The following is a 23,897-nucleotide window of genomic DNA, read 5'->3' as shown; positions in this document are numbered from 1 at the left end:
GTCGCTTCCTTCGCCTGTTCCGGTCCCCCTCGACCTTCACGGACGTGTCAGTGGTGGGTCATGGTCACCACGGCATGCACACCATATAGACATGGAATGGCGACCCCCGGTTGCATGATGCCCCCCTCGGCATCCCCCTCGGCACCCGGCCCCGGCCGGACCAGGGTTCTACGGCGTTCGTCATGATCGCAAGACGTCCTGGTACGGAATGCACCGAAGGCCCCCCGTGTGCTACGAGAGGCCTTCGAGTGTGTCGGTGCGCCGCCAGGGACTCGAACCCCGGACCCGCTGATTAAGAGTCAGCTGCTCTAACCAACTGAGCTAGCGGCGCCTGCTGACCTGCACAACTCTACCCGATGCCGACCGGTGCTCCGGACCACCGCCCGTCGGCCCGCGGCTCCCGGCCGCTCCGGCCGGGTACATCATTCGGACCGTCAACATGCGCGCCGTGCGGACCGTTGGAAAACTGACCGGCATGTACCGAAGCGCGCCGCCGCGGACCCGTCCGACGGGAGTGTGAGAGGAATCGCATGGAGACTCCCGTATTCGAGGAAATCGACCCCGCGGGCGACTGCGAGTGCCCCGGCTGCCGTCACTGGCGGCGCGTTCTGCCGCATGCGCCGGCGGGCCGCGCGCCCGCCCACCCGGCGGCGTACCGCACCCTGGTCGTGGCCACCGCCACCGCCGCCGCCTCCGCGACCGCCGTGTCCGCCCTCGGCGCGGGACCGGCGGCGGCGCTCCCGGCGGCCGCCCACGCCCCCCATCGGCCGGGTGCTCCCGCCGGGGACGAGCCCGGCACCCCCCAGGGGCCCCGGGCGCCGCTGCACGGTGCGACCGGCCGGCCCGCGGCGCCGCCGGCCGGTGCGGAACTGGCCGGCATCACCCGTACGGAGATCGTCGACCGGGCCAGGACCTGGGTGGCCGCGAAGGTCCCGTACAGCATGACCGCGTACTGGTCCGACGGTTACCGCCAGGACTGCTCGGGCTTCGTGTCGATGGCGTGGAAACTGCCCGCCAACGAATGGACCGGAAGCCTCGCCACCGTCGCCGACCGCATCACCAAGGACGAGCTGCAGCCCGGCGACATCCTGCTGTTCCACAACGCCGCCGACCCGGAGAACGGCTCCCACGTGGTGATCTTCGGCGGCTGGACGGACGGTACGCGCACCGCCTACACGGCGTACGAGCAGACCCCGCCGCACACCCGCACGCGCGAGACCCCGTACGCCTACTGGACCAACTCCGGCAAGTACCTGCCGTACCGCTACAAGGGGGTCACGCAGGGCCAGGCGGGCAAGGCGGGCACGGCCACTGCGCCGCCGGCCGCCGCGGGCCCCGCCTCGCACGGGGTGGCGGGGTACCCCGGCCGGGGCATGTTCCGGCCGGGTGCCGACAACGCGTACGTCACCCGGCTCGGCAGGCAGCTGGTGAAGAAGGGTTTCGGCGCGTCCTACACGAGGGGCCCGGGGCCGCGCTGGGGCGAGGCGGACCGGCGGGGCGTCCAGGCCTTCCAGCGTGCCCAGGGCTGGCGCGGCGGGGCGGCGGACGGCCACCCGGGGCCGGAGACCTGGCGGCGGCTCTTCTCGTGACCGACGGCCCGCAGGTGATCACCCGTTCATGACGCGTCTGGCGCGGAGGCTGGAGCAGGCATGAGTACGAACACGACGTCATCGACCCCACCCTCGACCCCACCGCCGGCCGGAACTCCGGCACCGTCCTCGTCCGGCTCCGTGCCCGAGCCCCCGGCCGAGTCCTCGACGGGCTCCCGGCCGGCCCGGCTCATTCACAACGAGGCCACCACCGAGATCCCCGTCCACCTGCTGTTCCGTGACGACCCCGCCCCGGCGCCGGTGCCGCTGCGGCCCGCGGTCGTGGCCCGGCGGCAGGGCCCGGGGGAGCGGCCCGGCGAGCGGCCCCCGGCCCGGCGCCGGGTGGGTGCCCGCCCGCGCCCGGTGCCGTCCGTCGACCCGGAGCTGACGGAGCGTCCGGCGCGGGTGCTGCCCGGCGCGGCCGGGGTGGCCGCGGGGCTGTCGGGGGTGGCCGGGTGCGTGGCCACCTCCTGGTGGGCCGGTCTCGTCCCGCCGCTCACGGCCCAGGCGCTGGGGCTGCCCGTGCACGCGGGCGTCGGGCTCGGGCCCGCGCAGTGGGCGGCGTACGCCGCCGCCGGGGCGCTCGGGATGTTCGGGTTCGGCGGGCTGGCCCGGGGCCGGACCGGACGGGCCTGGGTGCTCGGGCTGTTCGGCCGCTACCGGGGGACGGTGCGCCGCACCGGCCTGATGTGGGTCAACCCGCTGCTGCTGCGCCGCCGGGTGGACGTGCGGCTGCGGCACTGGCGCAGCAAGCCGATGCCCGCGGCTGACGGCAACGGGGTCGCACTGCGGGCGGTGACCCTGGTGGTGTGGCGGGTGCGGGACACCGCGAAGGCGACGCTGGGCGTGGAGGACCACGAGACGTATCTGCGCGAGTGCGTCGAGGCGGCGCTGGCCCGGGTGCCGGTGGAGCCGCTCGGCACGGTCCGCAGTGCGGCGGACGTGGCCGGGGACACGCTGACCCGGCTGGTGGCGGCGGACGCGGCGCCGGTCGGCCTGGAGGTGTTCTCGGTGCGCCCGGTCCGGGTGGAGTACGCCCCCGAGGTCGCCGCCGCGATGCACCGGCGCAGGATCGCCGCGCTGGACGCGGCGCAGCGGGCGAGCGTGCTCACCTCGGTCGTGGACTCGGTGGAGGACACGGTGACCCGGCTGACCATGCGCGGCCTGGTCGAACTGGACGACTACGAGCGCAAGGTGCTGGTGAAGGACCTGACGGTGGCGTTCTGCGCGGGCCGGGGGGACACGGGGGCCTGAACGGGGGCGCGGACAGGCCCGTTCCGCCTTTGGTATGGACATGTTCAACTACCGGCCATAATCTGAACTTGGTCTAGACCTGCACGGCTCACTGAACTTCCCCACGTCACAGGGAGCAGCAGTATGCGCACAAGGACCAAGTTGTACGCGGCCGCACTGGGCATGGCGACCACCGGCGCGCTCGTCCTCTCGTCCGGCGGTGCCAGCGGTCACGGCTACACCGACCTGCCCGTCAGCCGGCAGAAGGTCTGCCAGAACGGCACGGTCAGCGGGTGCGGCGCCATCCAGTGGGAGCCGCAGAGCGTCGAGGGCCCCAAGGGCTTCCCGGCCTCCGGTCCGGCCGACGGAAGGATCTGTTCCGCGGGCAACACCGGGTTCGCCCCGCTCGACAGCCCCAAGCAGCCCAACGGCCAGGCGTGGCCCACCACCAAGGTGAACGGCGGGCAGAGCTACACCTTCCGCTGGCAGTTCACGGCCCGGCACGCCACGACCGACTTCAAGTACTACGTCACCAAGCCGGGCTGGAACCAGGACCACAACCTGGCCCGGTCCGACCTCAACCTCACGCCGTTCTTCACGGTGCCCTACGGCGGCAAGCAGCCCCCGGCCACGCTCTCCCACAGCGGCACGCTGCCGTCCGGGCTGAGCGGGCACCACGTGATCGTCGCGGTGTGGACGGTCGCCGACACGGCCAACGCCTTCTACGCGTGCTCGGACGTCACCTTCTGAGCCGGCCGGACAGGGGAAGGGCCCCCTCGCGAGGCGAGGGGGCCCTTCCTTCGGTGCGCCGCCAGGGACTCGAACCCCGGACCCGCTGATTAAGAGTCAGCTGCTCTAACCAACTGAGCTAGCGGCGCATGACTCCCGCCGTCCGCTTCCCGCGGCCGGCGACGAAGAAAATACTACCCGGTCCCGGGCAGTGCTCTCGACCAGTCCCGCCCCGCCCTAGATGGCCATGGACAGCAGCACCGGCGCCGCGCCGCGGTTCAGCTCGTCCGCCGCCCGGCGCAGCCGGTGCGCGTGGGCGACCGGGAGCGACAGGGCCAGGCAGCCCACGGCGGCCCCGGCGGTGATCGGCACGGCCGCGCAGACGGTGCCCACCGCGTACTCCTGGAGGTCGAGGACCGGCACGGTGGCCGGCTGGGACTCCAGGCGGGACAGCAGCAGCTTGTCGCTGGTGATCGTGCGGGAGGTCAGGCGGGCCATCTTGTGCCGGGCGAGGTGGTCGCGGCGTGCGGCGTGGTCCAGTTGGGTCAGCAGGCTCTTGCCCACCGCGGTCGCGTGGGCCGAGTCGCGGAAGTCCACCCACTCGTTCACCTTGGGCGTGGCCGGGCTGTCGGCGTACTGGGTGACGCTGACCTCGCCGTCGACGTACCGGCTGATGTAGACGGCGGCGCCCACCGAGTCGCGCAGCCGGTCCAGGGTGCGCTGGAGCTTGTCGCGCAGGGCCTCCTCCCGGCCGTGGGCCGAGCCGAGGCGGGCCAGGGCCTCCCCGGTGACGTACGTGCCGTCGGCGGTCTGCTCGACGTAGCCCTCACGGCGCAGCATGCGCAGGAGCGGTGTCAGCCGCTCGCGGTCGAGGCCGCTGCGGCGGGCGATCTCGGTGTCGGTGACACCGGAGGTGTGCCGCGCCACCGTCTCCAGGACGCGCAGGGCGTCCTGGGCCGAGTGGTGCGGCGCGGTCGGCCTGTGCTGCAGCGCCACGGTGGTATCCCCCTGCGCTCGCTGGTGCATCCCTGCGTTCACGATAGCCGCCAAGAGGCCTCTCGTGAGGGGGTGTTGAGCGGATTCCGGGGCTCCCATCTGCGGCGCTGGCCCGCTGGCATATGCCGGGTGCCAGCCCCAACGTCCCGACCTCGGACGTTGGGGCGGTGACGCCCTGCAATTACAGGACCGCGCTGAGAAACTCCCGCGTGCGGTCGTGCTCCGGCTCGCTGAAGATCTTCTCCGGCGCCCCGGCCTCGATGACCCGGCCAGAGTCGAACATCAGGACCTGGTCCGAGATGTCCCGGGCGAAGTTCATCTCGTGGGTCACGCAGAGCATGGTGATGTCCGTGGTGCGCGCGATGTCCCGCAGCAGGTCCAGGACGCCCGCGACCAGCTCCGGGTCGAGCGCCGAGGTCACCTCGTCCAGCAGCAGCACCTTCGGGCGCATCGCCAGCGCCCGGGCGATCGCCACCCGCTGCTGCTGGCCGCCGGAGAGCTGGGCCGGGCGGGCGTCGCACTTGTCGGCCAGACCCACCATGTCGAGCAGCCCCTCGGCGCGCTCCACGGCCTCGTCCTTGGACAGCCCGAGCACCGTGACCGGCGCCTCGGTGATGTTGCGCAGCACGCTCATGTTCGGGAACAGGTTGAACTGCTGGAACACCATCCCGATCTGCTTGCGGGCCTCGCGCCGCTCCTTCTCGGTCGCCGGGAAGAGCTTCTGCCCGTCCACGGTGATCGTGCCCTCGTCGGGCTTGAGGAGCGTCATCAGCAGCCGCAGGATCGTCGTCTTGCCCGACCCGGACGGGCCGATCAGGGTGACGTGCTTGCCGGCGTCGACGGAGAAGTCCAGGTGGTCGAGGACGGTGTTGTCCCCGAACCGCTTGGTGACCTGCTCCAGGCGTATCAGCTCGCCGGAGCTGCGCTCGGGGCTTTTCTCGGGGTTGGGAAGAGTGTCAGTGGGCAAGGCGTCGCTCCAGGGCTCGCAGGGCAAGGGAGGCCAGGTAGGAGATGACGATGAAGGCCACGCCGATCACCGTCAGGGGCTCGGTGAACTGGAAGTTCTGCTGCGAGAACAGCCGCGCCTCGCCGAGCATCTCCAGCACCGTGATCGCCATCAGCAGCGGCGTGTCCTTCAGCATGGAGATCACGTAGTTGCCGAGGGCGGGAGCCACCCGGCGGATCGCCTGCGGCAGGATGACCGCCGTCCAGGTCCGCCGCAGCGGCAGGTTCAGCGCCGTCGCGGCCTCCCACTGGCCGACCGGCACCCCCTCGATGCCGGCCCGGTAGACCTGCATCGTGTACGTCGAGTAGTGCAGCCCGATGGCGACCACACCGGTGGTGAGCGCCGAGAAGGTGATGTTCCACTCGGGCAGCACGTAGAAGAGGAAGAAGAGCTGCACCAGCAGCGGGGTGTTCCGGATGAACTCGGTGATCACACCGACCGGCCAGGTCACCCAGCGGCTCGGCACCCGCATCAGCAGCGCCCACACCAGGCCGACGCCGAAGGAGACCAGCGAACCGAGCACCAGGATCTGCACGGTGACCAGCAGACCGTCCCAGAAGTGCGGCATGAAGTCGGAGACCGCGCTCCAGTCCCACGTCACGACACACCACTTCCCTCAGGCACCCGCACGGCCGCCGTCTTCTTCTGCGGCGCCTTGCCGACGCCCGCCTTCAGCTTCTTCTCCAGGCCGCGCATCACCCGCGTGAGCAGGAACGCGATCACGAAGTAGATCAGCAGGACGTACGTGTAGATCTCCGCGCTCTCCTGCAGCGCCAGGCGCACCAGGTTCGCGCTGAAGGCCAGGTCGCCCATGCCCATGATCGACACCAGGGCGGTGCCCTTGAGCAGCTCGATCAGCAGGTTGGAGAAGGGCGGGATCATCTCCGGCACCGCCTGCGGCAGCAGGATCAGCCGCATCCGCTGCCAGGGCGTGAAGCTGAGGGCGATGCCGCCCTCCTTCTGCGCCGGGTCGACCGCGCCGAGCGCGCCGCGCACGATCTCGGAGCCGTACGCCCCGTAGGTCAGGCCGAGCGCCAGCGTGCCCGCCCACATCGGCACCAACTGCCAGCCGAAGGCCGGGGGCAGCACGAAGAAGACCCAGAAGATCATCACCAGCGCGGAGGTGCCGCGGAACACCTCGGTGTAGAAGCCCGCGAGGAAGCGGACGATCCACAGCCGGTGGCTGCGCGCGATGCCGACCACGAAGGAGACGCCCGCCGCGAGCAGGGCGCTGAAGAAGAGCAACTGGACGGTGACCCAGACGCCCTGGAGTACGAGTTCCCACAGTCCCGAGGTCATCCGCCGCAGAGCTCCTTCGCGGTCAGATCGGTCATCTCGTTCTGCGTGAAACCGAAGGGCTTGAGGATGCGCAGCAGTTCGCCGCTCTTCTTGAGCTTCTGCAACTCGACGTTGAAGGCGTCCCGCAGGTTGGTCTCGTCCGGACGGAAGGCGAAGCCGCCGCCGTCGACGTGGGGTTTGCCGTCGACGATCGGCGCGAACGCCTCGGTGGCCTCCGCCTTGGTGGACTTCTTCACCACCTCGCGGACGGTCAGGGCCGTACCGGCGAAGACGTCCACGCGCCCGGACTCGACGGCGTTGAGTCCGGCCACCTGGTCGGGGACGATCAGGATGTCGTCCTCCTTGTACCCGTGCTCCACCGCGTAGGCGATCTCGGCGTAGCCGGTGCCGGTCGCGAACCGGGCCTTCTTCTTGACGACGTCCTCGTAGGAGTGCAGCCCGAGCGGATTGCCCTTGCGCACGATGTACGCGTCGAGCATCTGGTAGTCGGGGTCGGAGAAGATGACCTGCCGGCAGCGGTCGGCGTTGATGTACATCCCGGCCGCCACGACGTCGAACTGCTGCGAGGCCAGCCCCGGGATGAGGGAGCCGAACTCCGTCGGCACCGGCTGCACCCGGTCCACTCCGAGCCGCTTGAAGACGACCTTCGCCAGCTCCGGCGCCTCGCCGGTCAGCTCGCCGTTCTTGTCGATGTACCCGAAGGGGATCTCGCCCGCGATGCCGAGCCGGGCGACTCCCTGTGCCCTGAGCCGGCTGAGCAGGTCACCCCCCTCCACGTCGGAAGCGCTGGCCACCCGCGAGCAGCCGGCCGCCCCCAGCGCGCCGAGCGCCGCGACCCCCGCGAGCAGCGTTCGGCGGGTGGGGCCGGAAGTCCTGGTCGTTTGGTCGGATATACCCCATGGAGGGGTTCTGTGTGGTGGAGCCATGGGCGCGCAGCTACCCGAAGGCGGGCAGGTTATGCCGATCTTTTTCAGTCCGATACATCGGCCCGGCGCCCTTGACCCGAGGGGCGCGGGGCACTGCCATGGAGGGCATGGCTGATCGCTGCATCGAAGTCTCGCTGGTCAAGCGCGGAATCACCTGCACGGCCCAACTGCTCGACGACCGGGCCCCGCTCACCTGCGCGGCCGTCTGGGACGCGCTCCCCCTCGGCGGCGAGGTGTATCACGCCAAATACGCCCGCAACGAGATCTACGCCCTTTTCCCGCCCTTCGCGACAACCGAACCCCCGCTGGAGAATCCGACGGTCACCCCCATTCCCGGCGACCTGTGCTATTTCGCCTTCGCGGGAGCCGAGTTGGGCACGAAGGCGTACGGCTACGACCGAGAGGTCCGCCCCGGCACCACCCTCGTCGACCTCGCCCTCTTCTACGAGCGCAACAACCTCCTCCTCAACGGCGACGTCGGCTGGGTCCCCGGCACCGTCTGGGGCCGCGTCACCGAGGGCCTGGACGCGATGGCGGAGGCCTGCAACGACCTGTGGCGCACGGGAGCGGCGGGGGAGACCCTGAGCTTCCGCCGCCGGCCCTAGCCGCGGGCAGTCGTGCCTCCCCCGGTCGACGCCCACCCCCTGCGCCCGCGCCCACGCCGGTCACCACCGGGCCGACGTACCCGCTCCCGCCTCGTACAGCGCGTGCGCCGCCCGCAAGACCAGATCGTCCCGGTGCCGCGCGGCAACGATCTGCACCCCGACAGGCAGCCCGTCCCCGTCCACCCCCGCGGGCACACTGCACGCCGGCTGCTGGGTCAGATTGAACGGATACGTGAACGGCGTCCACCCCGTCCACCGCCGGTGCCCGGACCCCTTCGGCACCTCCGCCCCCGCCTCGAACGCCGTGATCGGCACGGTGGGCGTCACCAGCAGGTCGTACGACTGGTGGAAGAGACCCATCCGCCGCCCCAGCTCCATGCGGACGTCCACCGCCGCCAGGTAGTCCAGCGCCGAGTACCGCGCCCCGGCCCCGGCGATCTCCCGCAGCCCCGGGTCCAGCAGCTCCCGCTGCCCCGCCCGCAGATGCTGCACCACCCGCGCCGCCCCGCTGAACCACAGGGTGTGGAAGGCGTCCACCGGGTCCGCGAAGTCGGGGTCGGTCTCCGTCACGTACGCGCCCAGCTCCGCCAGCCGCTCCACCGCCCGCCGGACCGCCCCCGCCACCTCCGGACGCACCGCCACCTGCCCGCCCAGCGAGGGCGAGTACGCCACCCGCAGCCCCCGCACCCCGCCGGACAGGGCCTCGGTGTACGACCCCGGCGCCGGGCCCAGCGCCGACCAGTCCCGGGCGTCCGGGGCGCCGACGACGTCCAGCATCAGCGCCGCGTCCGCCGCGTCCCGCGCCAGCGGACCGACGTGCGCGAGGGTGCCGAACGCGCTCGCCGGGTACAGCGGCACCCGTCCGTAGGTGGGCTTCAGGCCGAAGACGCCGCAGAAGGACGCCGGGATGCGCACGCTGCCGCCGCCGTCCGTGCCCAGCGCCAGCGGACCCGCCCCGAGCGACACGGCCGCCGCCGCGCCCCCGCTGGAACCGCCCGCCGTACGCGACGGGTCGTGCGGGTTGCGGGTCACGCCGGACAGCGGCGAGTCCGTCACGCCCTTCCAGCCGTACTCCGGCGTCGTGGTCTTGCCGACGAACACCGCCCCGTGCTCGCGCAGCCGGGCGACGGACGGGGCGTCCTCGGTCCAGGGGCCGTCCGGCGAGACGGCCCGCGAGCCGCGCAGGGTCGGCTGACCGCGCGTCAGCAGGATGTCCTTCACCGTGACCGGCACCCCGTCGAGGCGCCCGCACGGCTCCCCGCGGCGCCACCGCTCCCCGGCCCGCCGGGCCTGCTCCAGTGCCTCCTCGCCGGTCAGCCGGACGAAGGCGTTCACCTCCGGCTGGATCCGCTCGGCCCGTTCCAGAACCGCCCGGACCGCCTCCTCGGGGCTGAAAGCACCCTTGCGGTAGCCGTCGACGAGCTGTACGGCGGTCAGCTCGGTGAGGTCGGTCATGCAGCACCTTCCCGCTGGTCCGGGACGTCGGCGACGTCAGTGTCCGGGTACGTATCCGCGCTTCTTGTCGACCACGTTGGCCAGCGGCCGGCCCGCCGCCCAGCTCTCGAACAACTCCACGAACTGGGCGCCCAGTTCGTCCCGCCAGCCGACCGTGTCCCCGCTCATGTGCGGCGAGACGATCAGCCCCGGCACCTCCCACAGCCGGCTGTCCGGCGCGAGCGGCTCGTGGTTCAGCACGTCCAGGGCGGCGCCCGCGATCCGGTGCGCGGTCAGCGCCTCGACCAGGTCGTCCTCGACGACCAGCGGGCCCCGCCCCACGTTCACGAACCGTGCGGAGGGACGCATCAGAGCGAACCGCCGGGCGTCGAACATGCCGCGCGTGGCGTCGGTGAGCGGAGCCGCCGCCACCACCCAGTCGGCCCCGGCGAGCAGGCGGTCCAGTTCCTCGGTCCCGTGCACACCGGGGCGCGCGGTGCGGCCGACCAGCGCGGTGGTGACGCCGAGCGCCTCCAGCGTGCTCGCGACCGCCCGCCCGATCGGCCCCGAACCCACCACGCAGGCGCGGGTCCCCGACACCCGCGTCGACTCGCGGTGGCGCCAGGTCCGCTCGCCCTGCAGCCGCAGCGTGGCCGGCAGGTCCTTGGCCATCGCCAGCACGAGCGCGGCGACGTACTCGGCGATCGGCTGGTCGAAGACGCCGCGCGCGTTGGTCACCACCGTGTCCGAATCGGCCAGCTCCGGGCACATCAGGTGGTCCACCCCGGCGCTCGCCGTGTGCACCCAGCCGGGACGCGGACCGGCGCCGGGCCACGCCTCGCGCACGGCGTGCGAGGTGAAGTCCCACACCAGCAGGACGTCGGCGGACGGCAGCCGCTCGGCCAGCGTCGCCGCGTCGGCGTGCTCGATCCGCGCCCGGCCGGTCAGCCGGCCCAGCCGGGGCGGCGGCTCGGCGTCCAGGACGAGGAGGGTGGGCACGGACGCGGGCGGGGGCGCGGACGTGGTCATCGGTGGGCCTGTCTCCGGTCGGGGGAGCGGGGGCGGTTCAGGTGTTGACGGGGGACTCAACCGGCTGCTGACCTGGAGGGGATGCGGGCGGATTGACCACGCTCGCACCGGAACCTACCTTCGTCAACACGGCCGTTCATCACGGTGCGTTGTCCTCCCCTTTCCCAGTGTGAGGCCGGTGCGTGCCATGGACATCTCCTTTCTCGGCGGACCAGCTCCGCAGCGCGGGGTCGGCGTGGTCGCCCCCTTCGACTTCGCACTCGACCGTGAGCTGTGGCGGTGGGTGCCCGACGACGTGTCGCTGCACATGACGCGGACGCCCTTCGTGCCCGTCGAGGTCAGTCTGGACCTCGCCCGGATGGTCAGCGAGCACGAGACCCTGGGCGAGGCGGTCCGCACCCTCAACGCCATCGCGCCGCAGACCGTCGCCTACGCCTGCACCTCGGGCAGCTTCGTCGGCGGCATCGCCGGGGAGCGCGCCCTGTGCGAGGCGATGACCTGGGCGGGCGCGGTCCCGTCCGTCACCACCTCCGGCGCGCTGCTGGACGCGCTGGCCGAGCTGGGCGTCCGCCGCGTCGCGCTGGTGACGCCGTACACCGTCTCGGTGACCCGGGCACTGGAGGCGTACGTCGCCGAGGCCGGGGTCACCGTCACCGGCTGCGCCTTCATGGGGCTGACCCGGCACATCTGGCGGGTCCCCTACCGCGGCGTGGCCGACATGGCCCGCCGGGCCGTGCCCGTGCCGGGGGCGGCGGAGGCCCTGTTCATCTCCTGCACCAACCTTCCCACCTACGACGTGATCCCCCAGCTGGAGGCAGAGCTGCGGATCCCGGTGATCTCGGCCAACCAAGTGACGATGTGGGCGGCGCTGCGCCGATTGGGTACCCGTGCCGTGGGGCCGTACCAGGCGCTGACCGATCCGGCCGCCCGTATCGGCCCCGCGGTGCCGGGTGCGGCCGGTCCCGCGGTGGTGGGGCCCGCCGGTCCCGTCGACCCCGCGGTGGCGGGCCCGGTCGGATCCGCCGCGGCGGAGATGCCGGGCGTCGCCGACGCCGCGGACACGGAACAGCAGCAGGAAGGGTGGACATGACAGCACTGGGAATCCTGTACCCCGGCCACTCCGGCGAGGACGACTACCCACGCATCGAGCAGCTCCTGAGCGGCGGCATCCGGGTGGACCTGGTGCACACGGACATCGGCGAGGACGCGCACCGGGTGGACGCGCTGCTGGAGATGGGCTCGCCGCAGCGGCTGGAGGCGGGCGTGGCCGAGCTGCGGCTGGCCGGCGCCGACGCCGTGGTGTGGGCCTGCACCAGCGGCAGCTTCGTCCACGGCTGGGACGGCGCCCACGAACAGGCGCGCGCCCTGGCCCGGGCGGCCGGCATGCCCGCCTCGTCCACCTCCTTCGCCTTCGTGCACGCGGCGAAGGAGATCGGGGTGCGGCGGGTCTCGGTCGGCGCGACCTATCCGGAGGACGTGGCCCGGCTCTTCGCGGACTTCCTCGGCGCGGCCGGCATCGAGGTGGCCGACGTGGTCAGCTCGGGCATCGTCACGGCCGCCGAGGTCGGCACCTGGACCGAGAAGGAGGTGCTGGCGCTGGCCCGTGCCGCCGACCGCCCCGACGCCGAGGCGGTGCTCCTCCCGGACACGGCGCTGCACACGGCGGCCCACCTCCCGGCCCTGGAGCAGGAGCTGGGCAAACCGGTCCTCACCGCCAACCAGGTCACCATCTGGGAGTGCCTGCGCCTGGCCGACCGCCGCGTCAACGCCCCCCAGCTGGGCACGCTGTTCACGCGGGAGCCGCTGGTGCAGGTCTGAGCGGACGCCGTACGAGCGCCGTACGACACGGAAGAACCCCGGTCCCGCGTGAGCGGGGCCGGGGTTCTCGTCGAGCGCTGGGCAGGCCTTGCACCTGCATTTCCCCACGGGAAGTGGGGCGTCTTTCCTTGGACCACCAACGCACTGCCTGCCGCGGGAGGTTGGCCTCCGTGATCAGGCAGGATGATCGTACCGCAGCCTCGGCCGGGGTGCACATCGGCCGAGGGGTGGCCCGGAGAAGCGGGTGGGGCGACCTCGCGCCGCCGTCGCCCGATGTTCATGTACAAGTACAACGTTCCTCACTCTGAATCTGCCTGAACCCTTGTCAGCTCCTGGGGTGGCCCCTATTCTCACGCCGAGAAAGCGCTTTCCGGTCATGGTGATTGACGTGCTCACGACATGACCTCCGTTCCGGCATGTGAAGGCGAAGGGGAGACCGAGGATGAGACGACCAGTCGCGCTGCGACTCCAGGCGGCACTGGGCACGCTGGCCCTCGCGGCCGCGGCCGCGGCCGGTGTGGTGCTGACGATGCCCGAGGCGGCGGCAGCGGCCGGCGGCGCCACCGGCTACGCGACCCAGAACGGCGGCACGACCGGCGGCGCGGGCGGGAAGACCGTCCGCGCCACCACCGGCACCGCGATCCACGAGGCACTGTGCGGCCGGGCCGACAGCAGCACCCCGATCACCATCGAGGTTGAGGGCATCATCAACCACGGCAACACCAGCAAGGTGTCGGGCGACAGCTGCAACACCGCGGCCGACAAGATCGAGCTCAAGCAGGTCGGCAACGTCACGATCGTCGGCGTCGGAGGCGGTGCCGTCTTCGACCAACTGGGCATCCACATAAGGGAGTCCAGCAACATCATCATCCAGAACGTGACCGTGCGGAACGTCAAGAAGTCCGGCTCGCCCACCTCCAACGGCGGCGACGCCATCGGCATGGAGAGCGACGTCCGCAACGTCTGGGTCGACCACACCACCCTGGAGGCCTCGGGCGGCGAGTCGGAGGGCTACGACGGCCTCTTCGACATGAAGGACAACACCCAGTACGTCACCCTGTCCTACAGCGTCCTGCGCAACTCCGGCCGCGGCGGCCTCATCGGCTCCAGCGAAAGCGACCGCTCCAACGGCTACGTCACCTTCCACCACAACCTGTACGAGAACATCGACTCCCGGGCGCCCCTGCTGCGCGGCGGCACCGCCCACATGTACAACAACCACTACGTGAGCCTGAACAAGTCCGGGATCAACTCCCGGGCGGGCGCCAAGGCCAAGGTGGACAACAACTACTTCGAGGACTCCAAGGACGTCCTCGGCACCTTCTACACCGACGAGGCCGGCTCCTGGCAGGTCAGCGGCAACATCTTCGACAACGTGACCTGGTCCGAGCGCAGCGGGGACAACAACCCGGCCGGCCCCGACCCGCAGTCCAACACCACCGTGTCCATCCCGTACTCCTACACCCTCGACGACGCCTCCTGCGTGCCGTCCGTGGTGAGCGGCACGGCGGGCGCGAACAAGGGCCTGAAGGTGTCGGACGGCGGTTGCACGCCGCAGACCCCGGACCCGACCGACCCCACCGACCCGGACCCGACGGACCCCACGGACCCGACCGACCCGGACCCGACCGACCCGCCGAGCGGGACCAACCTCAGCCTCGGGGCCGGCGCCGACGGCTCCTCCAAGGCGAGCGGCACCAGCTACGGCAACGTGCGCGACGGTGACCTGAGCACGTACTGGTCCCCGGCCGGCACCACCGGCTCCGTCTCCGTCAAGTGGTCCTCCGCCCGGACCGTCGGCAAGATCAACATCCGGGAGGCGGCGGGCTCCCAGGGCGCCATCGGCTCCTACCGCGTCGTCAACCACGACACCGGCGCCGTCCTGGCCTCCGGCAGCGGAGCGGGCGTGATCACCTTCTCCCCGGTCTCGCTGGAGAAGCTCACCTTCGAGATCACCGGCGCCTCGGGCACTCCGAAGGTCGCCGAGTTCGAGGCGTACGCCGGCTGACCCGGCCGGGGAGGGCGGGGTGCGTCCGGAGCACGGTGCCGGACGCACCCCGCCCTCTTGCGCGGGCGCGGGACAATGGGGGGTGGCCCACTCCACCGGAGTGCCCCCGCGTTCCGGGGAGGGCCGTCGTGACGTACGAGGAGGAGAAGACATGGCGGAGCCCACGCCGGGTCGGCACGAACCGCGGCTACGGCCCGCGCCCCTGCTCTTCGAGCCGGCGGAGGCGGCCGCCGACCCCGAGCACTTCTTCGACCTCGAGTCGATCGACGATCCCCGGGCCCTGCTGGAGCGGGCCACCGAGCTGACCCACGCGTTCCGCGCGGCGGCGGACCGGGCGATGGAGTTCCAGGCGGTCGCGGCGGCACAGCTCGCCGATCCGCGGCGGTTCGACCGGCTGACCACCGCCGACATCGCCGAACGGGCCGAGTGGACCGAGGACTACGCCAAGAAGATGGTGGAGTTCGGGCGCGACCTGATGCGCGGAGAGCCGGCCGAGTAGGTCCACGGGGCCGACCGCCGACCGCCGGCGGCCGGACTGCCGCGCGCGCATATGCCAGGAGGGTGGGCAAGATACCTCCTTCCCCGCCCCCGCGTCACCGTTTCCCGCAACTCGGCGGAGCGGGTCCCTCACGGTCGGTAGACATGTCCGCATGAGCAGCCCCCGCAACGCCGCGCCCCATGTCTCGGACGTCACCTCGGACGGCGCCGCCTGGCTGGCGTCGGCGGGTGCGTACCCGCGTCACACGCTCGCGCTGTGGGAGGGGCGGCCCGGGGTCCCGGTCGTCCTGCCCTGCGGCTCCGCCTTCGACGTGGTCAGCGCCCCCGCGATCTTCGGCCGCCGCATGCTCGACCGCTTGTGGGACGACGGCCCGGGCTCGGGCCCGGTGGCGGAGTTCCGCGGCCGGATGCTGCTGTTCGCCGCGCCGGGCACCGCACAGCGCCTGCCCTCGCTCCTCGACTGGGAGGAGTGGGGTGCCCGCGGCCGGCCGGGCGGCCGTACGGGAGCGGTCCCGTCGCTGCTGTGCCACGGTGCCGGGGACACGGTGACCGTCCCGGGTCCCGCGGGCCCCGAGGACGCGCCGCCGCGCCCCGACTCCCGCTGGCTGGTGGCGCCGGACACCCGCCGGCCCTGGCTGCCCGGCCCGGAGGTCCTGCTCTGGGCGGCCGTGCGGGCGGCCCGGGCGGCGGTGCGGATTTCGATTTTTCCTCCCGCCGACCAGGGTGCTAAGGTCTACGACGTCAGCAGGCGCCGCTAGCTCAGTTGGTTAGAGCAGCTGACTCTTAATCAGCGGGTCCGGGGTTCGAGTCCCTGGCGGCGCACGATGGCGATGGCGAGGCGTGTTCGCGGAAAGCGCGAACCACCTCGCCATCGTTGTTTCTGCGCGGCTTCGCCGCGCGGTGCGGGGGCTTCGCCACCCACACCCCCCTGCGCGGTGGTCCGGGGGTGCGGGGCCGGCCCAGGTGTCGTTGTGGTCCGGAGGGGCGCCGGGCTCACAAGGGTGTCCGTGCGCCGGGGGATGTGGGTCGGCCGGGTGTGATGCGGGTCAGCCGGGTGTGATGCGTACGGTCCAGGTGCCCGACTCCGTGCGGTCCTCCACCTCCACGCGCACGTGGTCGCCCGGCACCGTGAAGCTTTCGCCCAGGCCCACCGGGGCGTCGGCGAGCGGGGGGTAGACCGAGGAGGCCCAGCAGGCCCTGGTGTGCGGGTGGGCGTCGACGACCTGGACCGGACCGCCCCCCGACTGTGCTCCGCTGCGCACCCGGTAGACCAGCACCCCCGCCCGGCAGGCGGAGGCGTCGTTGCCGACCGGCGTGCGCACCTCGAAGGCGAGCACGCTGTCCGCGCCCGTGCGCACCACCGCCAGCTTCGTGCCCCGCCCGAGGCCGAAGGCCGGCGCGCCGGCGGCACCGGCCACCACCACGCCCGGCCCCGCCCCCAGCGGCTCCAGCGTCAGCCGGGTCGGCCCGCTGCCCCGTACGCACGCCACCTGCCGGGGCTGCAGCCAGCCCAGCTTCCATTTGTGCCAGCCCAGGAGGTCCGGGGCGAGCCCGAACTGGCTGCCCATCAGGTCCCAGTCGCCGACGTACGTGTCCCAGTCGCCCTTGCTGTCGACCGGACGGTGGTACAGGTCGGGCAGGTCGAAGACGTGCCCCGTCTCGTGGGCCAGGACCAGCCGGTCCGGCGGATGGTTCTCGAAGACCGTGACGACCCGCCGGATGTCCGTGCCGTCGGCCCGCAGCGGCGTGTCCAGATTGACGACCTTCGTGGCGTCGGAGTCCACCCCGGGCGCGTCCGGATCCGCGACGAAGTAGACGACGTCGAACCGGGAGAAGTCCACGTGCGGGTCGGCCGCGGCCAGCGCGTCGCGCAGGTAGGCGGCCCGGTGCTCGGGGCTCCAGTCACGCCGTATGGCGTACGACGTCGACGGGCTCGGCATCCGGATCCACTCCCGCAACGGGTGCGGGCGGATCGTGAAGGCGCCGTAGGAGGCCCGCCGGAAGAAGTCGCTCGTGGTGGGGAAGTGGTCGGCGGTGAGTTCGGCCGGGGACGTGAGCGGCTGGGAGTCGGGGAAGGACAGGAACACCATGACGGCGTCCAGGGTCCGGGCCGGGCGCGGGTAGGCGGCGTTCCAGGTGTCCAGGCCCTCGGAGTGGTGCGCGTCGGTGCGCTGGAGCGCGCAGGGCTCCGGGGAGAAGGGCTCGGCGACCGAGGGCGCGGCGATCAGGGAGGTCGCGGCGAGCGCCGACATCGTGGTGCACACCGCGGCGGTGCTGCGCAGCCTCGACCGCGCCGTCCGCGCCGGGCCCGCCTCCCGGCGAAGCCGCCTCAGGGGAAGCTGGCGCGGCACATGGACCTCCGGACACGGTTGACGGGACACCGCACCCAGCTTGTGCATGATTGTCGTACTGCGCCCTGTTCGCCTGCACCGGATGGGTGAGCGGGCCGGGGTTTCGCCGGAGTTCTCCCGGCCGACATTCCGAAGTCACTCACGGAACGTCACAACTGGTCGGAGGGGTGACGGACCCGTCCAGGTGTGAGCAGAAACGATCGGCCGGAGGGGCCACTCGGTCCGCGGCGCGGAACGGCGGCTGGAAGGGCCCGGTGTCAGCCTCTATGATCGGCACACTTTCCTGCACGAACAGAGCACGAACAGAGATCGAGGCACTGCGGGAGCGAGCGGTGAACGGAACCTCCGAAGGGCCGGCGCCCGCGGCAGACCCCAGCCCGTCGGCCGTCACGGAACGTGACGAACGTCTGGCTCCTCGTACCGGGCGTGCGGAACCCTCCGCCTACCGCTCGGTGTTCGCCACGGCCCCGCTCGCCATGGCCGTCGTCGACACCGAGGGCCTGGTCGTCAGCGCCAACGACTCCCTGGGCACCCTGCTCGGCACCGACCCGGCCGCGCTCGCCGGCTGCGCGGCGGCCGACCTCGTCGACCTCGCCTCCGACGCCGGCACCTGGCACGCCTACCGCGAGGTGCTGCGCGGGCACCGGTCCCGGCTGCGCTGCACGCGACGGCTCAAGCAGGCCGACGGACACTCCCTGTGGGCGCAGGTCACGGTCGAACCGCTGGCCGACGCCGGGGAGTCCGGGGACGCCCCGGGGCTGCTGCTCTCCGTCGCCGACGTCAGTGCCCGGCGCGAGCTCCAGGCGCGGCTGCGCCACCTCCAGATGCACGACCCGGTCACCCGGCTGCCCAACCGCGCCCTGTTCTTCGAACGCCTGACGGCGGCGTTGGAGGCGGAGTCGTACGAGAACGGCGGCACCGGCCGGATCGGCGTGTGCTACCTCGACCTGGACGGCTTCAAGGCCGTCAACGACACCCACGGCCACCGGGTCGGCGACCGGCTGCTCGCCGCCGTGGCCGAACGGCTGACCAGGTGCGCGGAGGAGGCCGCCCACGCCCGGTCCGGCGCACCCCTGGTGGCCCGGCTCGGCGGGGACGAGTTCGCCCTCCTGGTCGAGGACTCCACCGGCACCGACCAACTCGCCGACCTGGCCGGATCGGTCCTGGCCGCCCTCCAGCCGCCCTTCGAGCTCTGCGACCGGCGGCTGTCGGTCACCGCCTCGGTCGGCGTCGTCGAACGCCACACCGCCGGCACCACCCCCACCGCCCTGATGCAGGCCGCCGACACCACCCTGTACTGGGCCAAGGCCGACGGCCGGGCCCGCTGGACCCTCTTCGACCCCGAGCGCAACGCCAACCGCATGACCCGCCAGGCACTGGCCGCCACGCTCCGTCCCGCCATCGAGCGCGGCGAGTTCGCGCTCGAGTACCAGCCGCTGGTCGGCATGGCGGACGGCCGGGTGCGCGGCGTCGAGGCGCTCATCCGCTGGAACCATCCCCAGTTCGGCGTACTGGCGCCGAATCGGTTCATCGCACTGGCGGAGGAGGATGGATCGATCGTTCCCCTCGGCCGCTGGATCCTGCGCACCGCCTGCCACCAGGCCCGCCGCTGGCAGCTGGCCCACCCCGGCGAGCCGCCGATCTTCGTCAGCGTCAACGTGGCCGTGCGCCAGGTCTGGGACTCCGACCTGGTCGCGGACGTGGCCCGCACCCTGGAGGAGACGGGCCTCGCCCCCGACCTGCTGCAGCTGGAACTGACCGAGTCGGCGGTGATGGGCTCGGCCGGACGCCCGCTCCAGGTCCTCAAGGCGCTCAGCGACATGGGCGTCCACATCGCCATCGACGACTTCGGCACCGGCTACTCGAACCTGGCCTACCTCAGCCGGCTGCCGGTCTCGGTGCTGAAACTGGACGGCGCGTTCGTGCGGGGCTTCCAGTACGACACCGTGTCCGACGGCGCCGGGCCCGCCAACCCGGCCGACGAGGTCATCGTCGAGGCGATGGTCCAGCTCGCCCACCGCCTCGGCCTCACCGTCACCGCCGAGTGCGTGGAGACCTCCGACCAGGCGAGCCGCCTGCGCCGCATCGGCTGCGACACCGGCCAGGGGTGGCTCTACTCCCGGCCGGTGGCGCCGGACCGCATCTCCGCGCTGCTGGGCTCCGCCGGTCCCGGCGGCCCCGCCGGGGTTCAGGCCGGCGTCGGCAACCCGTAGGCGTCGGCGATCAGCTCGTAGGAGCGCAGCCGTACGTCGCCGCCGTGCGCGTTGGCGGTGAGCATCAGCTCGTCGGCGCCGGTGCGCTTCTGCAGGTCGTCGAGGCCGGCCCGGACCTCGTCGGCGGTGCCGTGGATGACGTTGGCGTTCCAGGACCGGACGAAGTCCTCCTCCATCGGGCTGAAGTCGTACGCCTCGGCCTCCTCCGGCGTCGGCACCAGCCCCGGGCGCCCGGTGCGCAGCCGGACCATGTTCAGCGCGGCCGCCAGCACCTGCCGGCGTGCCTCCTTCTCGTCGTCGGCCGCGAGCGCGGCGACGCCGATGAGGGCGTAGGGGGCGTCCAGCACGGCCGACGGGCGGAAGGAGTCGCGGTACAGGTCGAGCGCCGGGACGGTGTTCTGCGCCGAGAAGTGGTGCGCGAAGGCGAAGGGCAGCCCGAGGGTGCCGGCCAGCCGCGCGCTGAACCCGGAGGAGCCGAGCAGCCACACCGGCGGCCGGTGCGCCGACTGCACGCCCCCGGGCGAGGTGGCCTGCACGGGACCGGGCACGGCGTGGATACGGGCGTAGGGGTGCCCGTCCGGGAAGTCGTCGTCCAGGAACCGGATCAGCTCGGCGAGCTGCTGCGGGAAGTCGTCGGCGCCTTCGTTGAGCCGGTCGGTGCGGCGCAGGGCGGCGGCGGTGGCCCCGTCCGTGCCGGGCGCTCGGCCCAGCCCGAGGTCGACACGCCCCGGCGCCATCGCCTCCAGCGTCCCGAACTGCTCCGCGATCACGAGCGGTGCGTGGTTGGGCAGCATGACGCCGCCGGACCCGAGCCGGATGCGGTCGGTGTGGGCCGCGAGGTGGGCGAGGATCACCGCGGGGGAGGAGGAGGCGACGCCGGGCATGGAGTGGTGCTCGGCGACCCAGTACCGCTGGAAACCGCGGGCCTCGGCGAGCCGCACGATGTCCACACTGGTCCGCAGCGCGTCGGAGGCGGTCCTCCCGGCACCGACGGTCACCAGATCCAGTACGGAGAGGGGGACGGGAGCGGTGCCGTGGGCGGTGCCCCGGATCTCCTCTGCGGCGTCTGTGGGCATGACGGGGGGCCTCCTGTGCTCGACGTGTCCGTGGCGCGCGCAGCGTTCCTGCGCGGGTCGCTGCGCTCGTAACAGGAGGGGGTCTCCGGTTATTCCCGGCGGGTCGGGGCGCGCACGGGCCGGGTCAGCGGGTCACGCGGTGGCGCAGGTAGGTGACGCGGGAGCCGAAGGTGCGGTGCTCGACGAGTTCGAGGTTCACCCGGCGCTCGTGGTGGGGGAAGTACGGGGTGCCGCCGCCGACGAGTACGGGGTGGATCATGGTCCGGTACTCGTCGATCAGGTCCGCGGCGGCCGCCTCGGCGGCCAGGGTCGCGCCGCCGATCGCGATCTCGCCCTCCCCGGGCTCGGCCCGCAGTCGCTCGATCTCGGCGGCCACGGTGCCGGAGGCCAGGCGGGTGTTGGTGCCCCGCACCGACGTCAGCGTCCTGGAGAACACCACCTTCGGGAGCGCCTTCCACAGCGCGGCCCACTCCAGCTCCGCGGCGTCGAGCGACCCGTCCTGCCCGGCCGTGTCCCAGTACAGCATCGTCTCGTACAGCCGTCGGCCCAGCAGGTGGACGCCGGTCCGCCGCAGCTCGTCGGTGAAGTGACGGAAGACCTCCTCGTCCGGGTCGCCCCAGTCGATGCCGCCGTCCGGGTCGACGACGAACCCGTCCAGGGACGTGTTCATCGCATAGGTCACCCTGCGCATCGGAAGGCCTCCTCGGTAGCCGTTCGAGTCCGACCGTACGGCCACCGGCCGGGTGCCGCAGCAGTTCCCGGAAGCGCGGCGCGCGGGGGCGTGCTCAGCCGTAGTAGGCGATCTTCTCGTCGAGCACCCCTATGGCCTTCCTCAGCGCCGCAACCCGCTCCTCCAGGGCGCCGCGACGCTCGCGCAGGAAGGCGACCCGCTCCTGCGGCGTGTGCTCGGCGCGCAGGACGGCGACGAACTGCCGCAGGTCCGCTATGCCGAGGCCGGCCTCGCGGAAGCACGTCACCAGGCCGATCCAGAAGACGTCGTCCTCGGTGTACTCCCGGTGGCCCCCGGCGGAGCGCCGGACCGGGCCGATGAGGCCCTCGCGCTCGTAGTACCGCAGCGTGTCGAGGGAGACGCCGGTGCGCTCGGCGGCCGCCGCCGGGGTGAGGGTGGTCATGGAGGCCCCTTCTGTGACCGTCGCTACCGCGCTTCGGCGAAGCGCGCCATGTGCGCGTCGGTGAGCCGTGTCCCGCGGGCGGCCAGCGCTTCCTCGACCTGGTCCACCCGGCTCGCGCCGACGATGGGATCGATCCCCTGGTGCATCAGCCAGGCCAGGACGACCTGGTTCCGCGTCGCCGACAGTTCGTTGGCGACGTCCTCCAGGACCGCGAGCACCCGGGTGGTCCCGGGGTGATCATAGGTGGACGGAAGCGGCTTGTCGGCGCGCACGTAGGAACCCCACAGCAGCGAGGTGTACGACCACACCGCGAGCCCCTCCGACCGCGCGAGGTCCAGGTCGTCGGGGGTGAGCATGCGGTGGCCGCCCTCGGCGAGGGGGGTGAGGGGGCGCGGCTGGGCGAGCGAGTGGCGCAGTTGCAGCGACGTCCACGGTTCCACGCCCCGTTCCCGCGCGAGCGACCGGGCCCGCTCCACGCGCCAGGCGGCGTGGTTCGCCGCCCCGACCCGCAGCACGGCCCCCTTCGCGACCAACTCGCCGAAGGCGTCCACCGTTTCCTCCAGCGGCACGGTGCGGTCCTCCGCGTGCGCCCAGAGCAGGTCGACGTGATCGACCCCGAGACGCCGAAGGCTCCCCTCCGCACCGGCGTGCACGGCGTGCGCCGAGAGGCCCTCGGCGGTCTCCGGGGAGTGCGGCACGAGCGGGTTGTGGCGGACCTTCGTCGCGATCCGCACCGCGTCGCGCATGCCGGGGCGGGACCGGAGCCAGGCGCCGATGACGCGCTCGCTGGCGCCGCCCACGCCGTCGGGGTCGGTCCAGAAGGCGTAGCAGTTGGCGGTGTCGAGCCAGACGCCGCCGCCGGCGACGAAGGCGTCGAGGATCGCGAAGGCACGGTCGGGGGCGACGCGGGTGCCGAAGTCCATGGTTCCGAGGACTGCTTGGGGCTGTGTGACGTCCATGCCGCTCATCCTCGAATCTGGAGCGCGCTCCAGGTCAAGCGGCCGGAGTCGTAAGATCACCGGAGGCGGGGCGGGGTCACGGGTCCGTGCTCGATCAGCCATCGGGGAGGGACGTCGTGCGTCGTCTGTTGTGTCTGGCCGCTGCCGCCGCGCTGCTGTGCGTCGGCTGCTCGGAACGCGGTGCGCAGGACGGCGGCAAGCCCGTCGCGGCGTCGCCCGCCGCCGACCACGGCTCCGCGGTGCGGGCGGCCGTCACCGCGCTCGGCCAGGGGACGGCCCGCTTCCACCAGGAGATCCGGCTGGAGGGCGACGGCGAGGAGTACCCGATGACGGTGTCCGGCGACTTCGACTTCGCGCGCGACCGCGGGAACGTCGCGGTCGACCTCCCGGGCGGCGGCATCAGCCACACGGACGAGATCTTCTCCGACGGCCATGTCTACGTCAGTGGCGTCAACGGGCTGGACGAGGGCACCTGGGGGCTCGTGTCCCGGGACGCCGCGGAGGTCCACTACGTGCTCCGGGCCCCGGTCAACGACCCCGAGCACGTGCTCCGGCAGATCGCCGCGATGCGCGACGCGCGCCGCGAGGGCGAGGAGACCGTCGACGGCGTGCGGGCCGTGCACTACCGCGGCACGCTCGACCACGAGACGCTCACCCTGCGGATGGCGAGAGACGTGCGGAAGAAGACGGACGACGCCCGCGACCTGCTCGGCGCCGACATCCCCGTGTTCGCCGACGCGTGGGTCGACGCACGCGGCCGGCTCGTGCGGACCCGCACGGAGTTGCGCCTGGCCGGTGCCGGGGTGACGGTGACCACGGCCCTGTCGGACCAGGGCAAGCCGGTCCGCGTGAGCGTCCCGGCGGCCGAGGAGACCGTCCTGGCGACGGACGTCACCGGCATCCTGACGGGCTGAGGCGGCGCCCCGTCACGTCCGCCACGCCACCCGGTGTTCCGCGAGGTGTGCCAGTACCGCGTGGTTGGCCTCCCAGCCGTC

23 protein-coding genes and 3 tRNA genes are annotated in these 23,897 nt (G+C 72.5%); 12 read left to right on the top strand and 14 right to left on the bottom strand.

From position 1 onward, the window contains the following. Positions 1 to 257: 257 nt before the first annotated feature. Positions 258 to 331 (bottom strand) — tRNA-Lys (locus tag Sdi02f_RS24815). Between the two features lie 199 nt (positions 332 to 530). On the opposite strand from Sdi02f_RS24815, the gene Sdi02f_RS24810 reads away from it, so the two are divergent. The 3 genes from Sdi02f_RS24810 (at position 531) to Sdi02f_RS24800 (ending at position 3,572) form a co-directional block, all read left to right on the top strand. Then, positions 531 to 1,589: a peptidoglycan-binding protein gene (locus tag Sdi02f_RS24810; protein ID WP_108934035.1), complete on the top strand. Its 1,059-nt coding sequence runs from the start codon at positions 531 to 533 to the stop codon at positions 1,587 to 1,589. Between the two features lie 60 nt (positions 1,590 to 1,649). Further along, entirely contained in the window at positions 1,650 to 2,843 is a 1,194-nt protein-coding gene (locus Sdi02f_RS24805) for an SPFH domain-containing protein (RefSeq protein ID WP_030400118.1), read from the top strand. 123 nt (positions 2,844 to 2,966) lie between these two features. Then, complete coding sequence (locus Sdi02f_RS24800) at positions 2,967 to 3,572, top strand: lytic polysaccharide monooxygenase auxiliary activity family 9 protein (RefSeq protein ID WP_030400117.1); 606 nt, start codon at positions 2,967 to 2,969, stop codon at positions 3,570 to 3,572. 54 nt (positions 3,573 to 3,626) lie between these two features. Here Sdi02f_RS24800 and Sdi02f_RS24795 read toward each other — a convergent pair. The 6 genes from Sdi02f_RS24795 to ehuB all read right to left on the bottom strand — a co-directional run bounded on the left by Sdi02f_RS24795 (position 3,627) and on the right by ehuB (position 7,778). After that, a tRNA-Lys gene (locus tag Sdi02f_RS24795) sits at positions 3,627 to 3,700 on the bottom strand. Between the two features lie 88 nt (positions 3,701 to 3,788). After that, entirely contained in the window at positions 3,789 to 4,547 is a 759-nt protein-coding gene (locus Sdi02f_RS24790) for an IclR family transcriptional regulator (protein ID WP_030400116.1), read from the bottom strand. Positions 4,548 to 4,728: 181 nt separating this feature from the next. After that, a complete protein-coding gene (gene ehuA / locus Sdi02f_RS24785; RefSeq protein ID WP_030400115.1) occupies positions 4,729 to 5,514 on the bottom strand; it encodes an ectoine/hydroxyectoine ABC transporter ATP-binding protein EhuA in 786 nt (261 codons plus the stop codon). Further along, positions 5,504 to 6,154, bottom strand: a complete 651-nt coding sequence (ehuD, locus tag Sdi02f_RS24780) for an ectoine/hydroxyectoine ABC transporter permease subunit EhuD (RefSeq protein ID WP_055467629.1) — start codon at positions 6,152 to 6,154, stop codon at positions 5,504 to 5,506. The genes ehuA and ehuD overlap by 11 nt, the downstream gene beginning before the upstream one ends. Then, on the bottom strand, positions 6,151 to 6,852 hold the full coding sequence (ehuC, locus tag Sdi02f_RS24775) for an ectoine/hydroxyectoine ABC transporter permease subunit EhuC (RefSeq protein WP_030400113.1): 702 nt from the start codon (positions 6,850 to 6,852) through the stop codon (positions 6,151 to 6,153). The genes ehuD and ehuC overlap by 4 nt, the downstream gene beginning before the upstream one ends. Next, positions 6,849 to 7,778, bottom strand: a complete 930-nt coding sequence (gene ehuB / locus Sdi02f_RS24770; protein ID WP_107049499.1) for an ectoine/hydroxyectoine ABC transporter substrate-binding protein EhuB — start codon at positions 7,776 to 7,778, stop codon at positions 6,849 to 6,851. The genes ehuC and ehuB overlap by 4 nt, the downstream gene beginning before the upstream one ends. A 107-nt stretch (positions 7,779 to 7,885) precedes the next feature. On the opposite strand from ehuB, the gene Sdi02f_RS24765 reads away from it, so the two are divergent. After that, entirely contained in the window at positions 7,886 to 8,383 is a 498-nt protein-coding gene (locus Sdi02f_RS24765) for a DUF3830 family protein (RefSeq protein ID WP_031184510.1), read from the top strand. Between the two features lie 60 nt (positions 8,384 to 8,443). Here the strand turns inward: Sdi02f_RS24765 and Sdi02f_RS24760 are convergent, their stop codons facing one another. Both Sdi02f_RS24760 and Sdi02f_RS24755 read right to left on the bottom strand, forming a co-directional pair. Beyond that, positions 8,444 to 9,838, bottom strand: a complete 1,395-nt coding sequence (locus tag Sdi02f_RS24760; protein ID WP_031084196.1) for an amidase — start codon at positions 9,836 to 9,838, stop codon at positions 8,444 to 8,446. A gap of 36 nt (positions 9,839 to 9,874) precedes the next feature. After that, on the bottom strand, positions 9,875 to 10,846 hold the full coding sequence (locus tag Sdi02f_RS24755; protein WP_030400109.1) for a D-2-hydroxyacid dehydrogenase: 972 nt from the start codon (positions 10,844 to 10,846) through the stop codon (positions 9,875 to 9,877). Between the two features lie 187 nt (positions 10,847 to 11,033). On the opposite strand from Sdi02f_RS24755, the gene Sdi02f_RS24750 reads away from it, so the two are divergent. From Sdi02f_RS24750 to Sdi02f_RS24725, 6 genes are all read left to right on the top strand, one after another. Continuing rightward, the gene (locus tag Sdi02f_RS24750) at positions 11,034 to 11,936 is read left to right on the top strand and encodes a maleate cis-trans isomerase family protein (protein WP_030400108.1); all 903 of its coding nucleotides are present in this window, start codon (positions 11,034 to 11,036) and stop codon (positions 11,934 to 11,936) included. Beyond that, the gene (locus tag Sdi02f_RS24745) at positions 11,933 to 12,664 is read left to right on the top strand and encodes a maleate cis-trans isomerase family protein (RefSeq protein ID WP_108934034.1); all 732 of its coding nucleotides are present in this window, start codon (positions 11,933 to 11,935) and stop codon (positions 12,662 to 12,664) included. Before Sdi02f_RS24750 ends, Sdi02f_RS24745 begins: the two co-directional genes overlap by 4 nt. Positions 12,665 to 13,106: 442 nt before the next feature. Continuing rightward, positions 13,107 to 14,672, top strand: coding sequence for a pectate lyase family protein (locus tag Sdi02f_RS24740; RefSeq protein WP_108934033.1), 1,566 nt, complete (start codon positions 13,107 to 13,109; stop codon positions 14,670 to 14,672). Between the two features lie 151 nt (positions 14,673 to 14,823). Next, on the top strand, positions 14,824 to 15,171 hold the full coding sequence (locus tag Sdi02f_RS24735; protein WP_030400105.1) for a DUF8844 domain-containing protein: 348 nt from the start codon (positions 14,824 to 14,826) through the stop codon (positions 15,169 to 15,171). A gap of 151 nt (positions 15,172 to 15,322) precedes the next feature. After that, positions 15,323 to 15,928 carry a bifunctional DNA primase/polymerase gene (locus Sdi02f_RS24730; protein WP_108934032.1) on the top strand — a complete coding sequence of 202 codons (606 nt, stop codon included), beginning with the start codon at positions 15,323 to 15,325 and terminating at the stop codon, positions 15,926 to 15,928. Beyond that, a tRNA-Lys gene (locus Sdi02f_RS24725) sits at positions 15,919 to 15,992 on the top strand. The genes Sdi02f_RS24730 and Sdi02f_RS24725 overlap by 10 nt, the downstream gene beginning before the upstream one ends. 224 nt (positions 15,993 to 16,216) lie before the next feature. Here the strand turns inward: Sdi02f_RS24725 and Sdi02f_RS24720 are convergent. Further along, on the bottom strand, positions 16,217 to 17,569 hold the full coding sequence (locus Sdi02f_RS24720; RefSeq protein ID WP_108934031.1) for a M6 family metalloprotease domain-containing protein: 1,353 nt from the start codon (positions 17,567 to 17,569) through the stop codon (positions 16,217 to 16,219). Between the two features lie 284 nt (positions 17,570 to 17,853). Here Sdi02f_RS24720 and Sdi02f_RS24715 point away from each other — a divergent pair, with 284 nt between their 5' ends. Next, positions 17,854 to 19,734 (top strand): putative bifunctional diguanylate cyclase/phosphodiesterase, encoded by a 1,881-nt coding sequence (locus Sdi02f_RS24715; RefSeq protein ID WP_108934030.1) that lies wholly within the window; start codon positions 17,854 to 17,856, stop codon positions 19,732 to 19,734. Here Sdi02f_RS24715 and Sdi02f_RS24710 read toward each other — a convergent pair. The 4 genes from Sdi02f_RS24710 to Sdi02f_RS24695 form a co-directional block, all read right to left on the bottom strand. Next, entirely contained in the window at positions 19,710 to 20,810 is a 1,101-nt protein-coding gene (locus tag Sdi02f_RS24710; protein WP_030400101.1) for an LLM class flavin-dependent oxidoreductase, read from the bottom strand. The genes Sdi02f_RS24715 and Sdi02f_RS24710 overlap by 25 nt on opposite strands. Before the next feature lie 124 nt (positions 20,811 to 20,934). Then, positions 20,935 to 21,501 (bottom strand): dihydrofolate reductase family protein, encoded by a 567-nt coding sequence (locus tag Sdi02f_RS24705; protein ID WP_030400100.1) that lies wholly within the window; start codon positions 21,499 to 21,501, stop codon positions 20,935 to 20,937. Positions 21,502 to 21,595: 94 nt separating this feature from the next. Next, positions 21,596 to 21,943, bottom strand: coding sequence for a MerR family transcriptional regulator (locus Sdi02f_RS24700; protein WP_030400099.1), 348 nt, complete (start codon positions 21,941 to 21,943; stop codon positions 21,596 to 21,598). Between the two features lie 23 nt (positions 21,944 to 21,966). Then, positions 21,967 to 22,902: an aldo/keto reductase gene (locus Sdi02f_RS24695; RefSeq protein ID WP_108934029.1), complete on the bottom strand. Its 936-nt coding sequence runs from the start codon at positions 22,900 to 22,902 to the stop codon at positions 21,967 to 21,969. Between the two features lie 116 nt (positions 22,903 to 23,018). Between Sdi02f_RS24695 and Sdi02f_RS24690 the strand changes: the two genes are divergently transcribed. Continuing rightward, positions 23,019 to 23,816 (top strand): SCO4651 family lipoprotein, encoded by a 798-nt coding sequence (locus Sdi02f_RS24690; protein WP_063829911.1) that lies wholly within the window; start codon positions 23,019 to 23,021, stop codon positions 23,814 to 23,816. The last annotated feature ends 81 nt before the right edge of the window (positions 23,817 to 23,897 follow it).

This window comes from Streptomyces ardesiacus (assembly GCF_003112575.1).
Classification (GTDB): Bacteria; Actinomycetota; Actinomycetes; order Streptomycetales; family Streptomycetaceae; genus Streptomyces; species Streptomyces ardesiacus.
The sequence above is the reverse complement of the archived record's forward strand: the minus strand, read 5'-3'. Positions and strand labels throughout refer to the sequence as shown.

Bases quoted from the DNA above. Each gene is read 5' to 3' on its own strand.
- Sdi02f_RS24810 (WP_108934035.1), top strand. From the start codon at position 531: ATGGAGACTCCCGTATTCGAGGAAATCGACCCCGCGGGCGACTGCGAG.
- Sdi02f_RS24805 (WP_030400118.1), top strand. From the start codon at position 1,650: ATGAGTACGAACACGACGTCATCGACCCCACCCTCGACCCCACCGCCG.
- Sdi02f_RS24800 (WP_030400117.1), top strand. From the start codon at position 2,967: ATGCGCACAAGGACCAAGTTGTACGCGGCCGCACTGGGCATGGCGACC.
- ehuC (WP_030400113.1), bottom strand. From the start codon at position 6,852: ATGACCTCGGGACTGTGGGAACTCGTACTCCAGGGCGTCTGGGTCACC.
- ehuB (WP_107049499.1), bottom strand. From the start codon at position 7,778: ATGGCTCCACCACACAGAACCCCTCCATGGGGTATATCCGACCAAACG.
- Sdi02f_RS24765 (WP_031184510.1), top strand. From the start codon at position 7,886: ATGGCTGATCGCTGCATCGAAGTCTCGCTGGTCAAGCGCGGAATCACC.
- Sdi02f_RS24760 (WP_031084196.1), bottom strand. From the start codon at position 9,838: ATGACCGACCTCACCGAGCTGACCGCCGTACAGCTCGTCGACGGCTAC.
- Sdi02f_RS24755 (WP_030400109.1), bottom strand. From the start codon at position 10,846: ATGACCACGTCCGCGCCCCCGCCCGCGTCCGTGCCCACCCTCCTCGTC.
- Sdi02f_RS24750 (WP_030400108.1), top strand. From the start codon at position 11,034: ATGGACATCTCCTTTCTCGGCGGACCAGCTCCGCAGCGCGGGGTCGGC.
- Sdi02f_RS24745 (WP_108934034.1), top strand. From the start codon at position 11,933: ATGACAGCACTGGGAATCCTGTACCCCGGCCACTCCGGCGAGGACGAC.
- Sdi02f_RS24740 (WP_108934033.1), top strand. From the start codon at position 13,107: ATGAGACGACCAGTCGCGCTGCGACTCCAGGCGGCACTGGGCACGCTG.
- Sdi02f_RS24735 (WP_030400105.1), top strand. From the start codon at position 14,824: ATGGCGGAGCCCACGCCGGGTCGGCACGAACCGCGGCTACGGCCCGCG.
- Sdi02f_RS24730 (WP_108934032.1), top strand. From the start codon at position 15,323: ATGAGCAGCCCCCGCAACGCCGCGCCCCATGTCTCGGACGTCACCTCG.
- Sdi02f_RS24720 (WP_108934031.1), bottom strand. From the start codon at position 17,569: ATGCACAAGCTGGGTGCGGTGTCCCGTCAACCGTGTCCGGAGGTCCAT.
- Sdi02f_RS24710 (WP_030400101.1), bottom strand. From the start codon at position 20,810: ATGCCCACAGACGCCGCAGAGGAGATCCGGGGCACCGCCCACGGCACC.
- Sdi02f_RS24705 (WP_030400100.1), bottom strand. From the start codon at position 21,501: ATGCGCAGGGTGACCTATGCGATGAACACGTCCCTGGACGGGTTCGTC.
- Sdi02f_RS24700 (WP_030400099.1), bottom strand. From the start codon at position 21,943: ATGACCACCCTCACCCCGGCGGCGGCCGCCGAGCGCACCGGCGTCTCC.
- Sdi02f_RS24695 (WP_108934029.1), bottom strand. From the start codon at position 22,902: ATGGACGTCACACAGCCCCAAGCAGTCCTCGGAACCATGGACTTCGGC.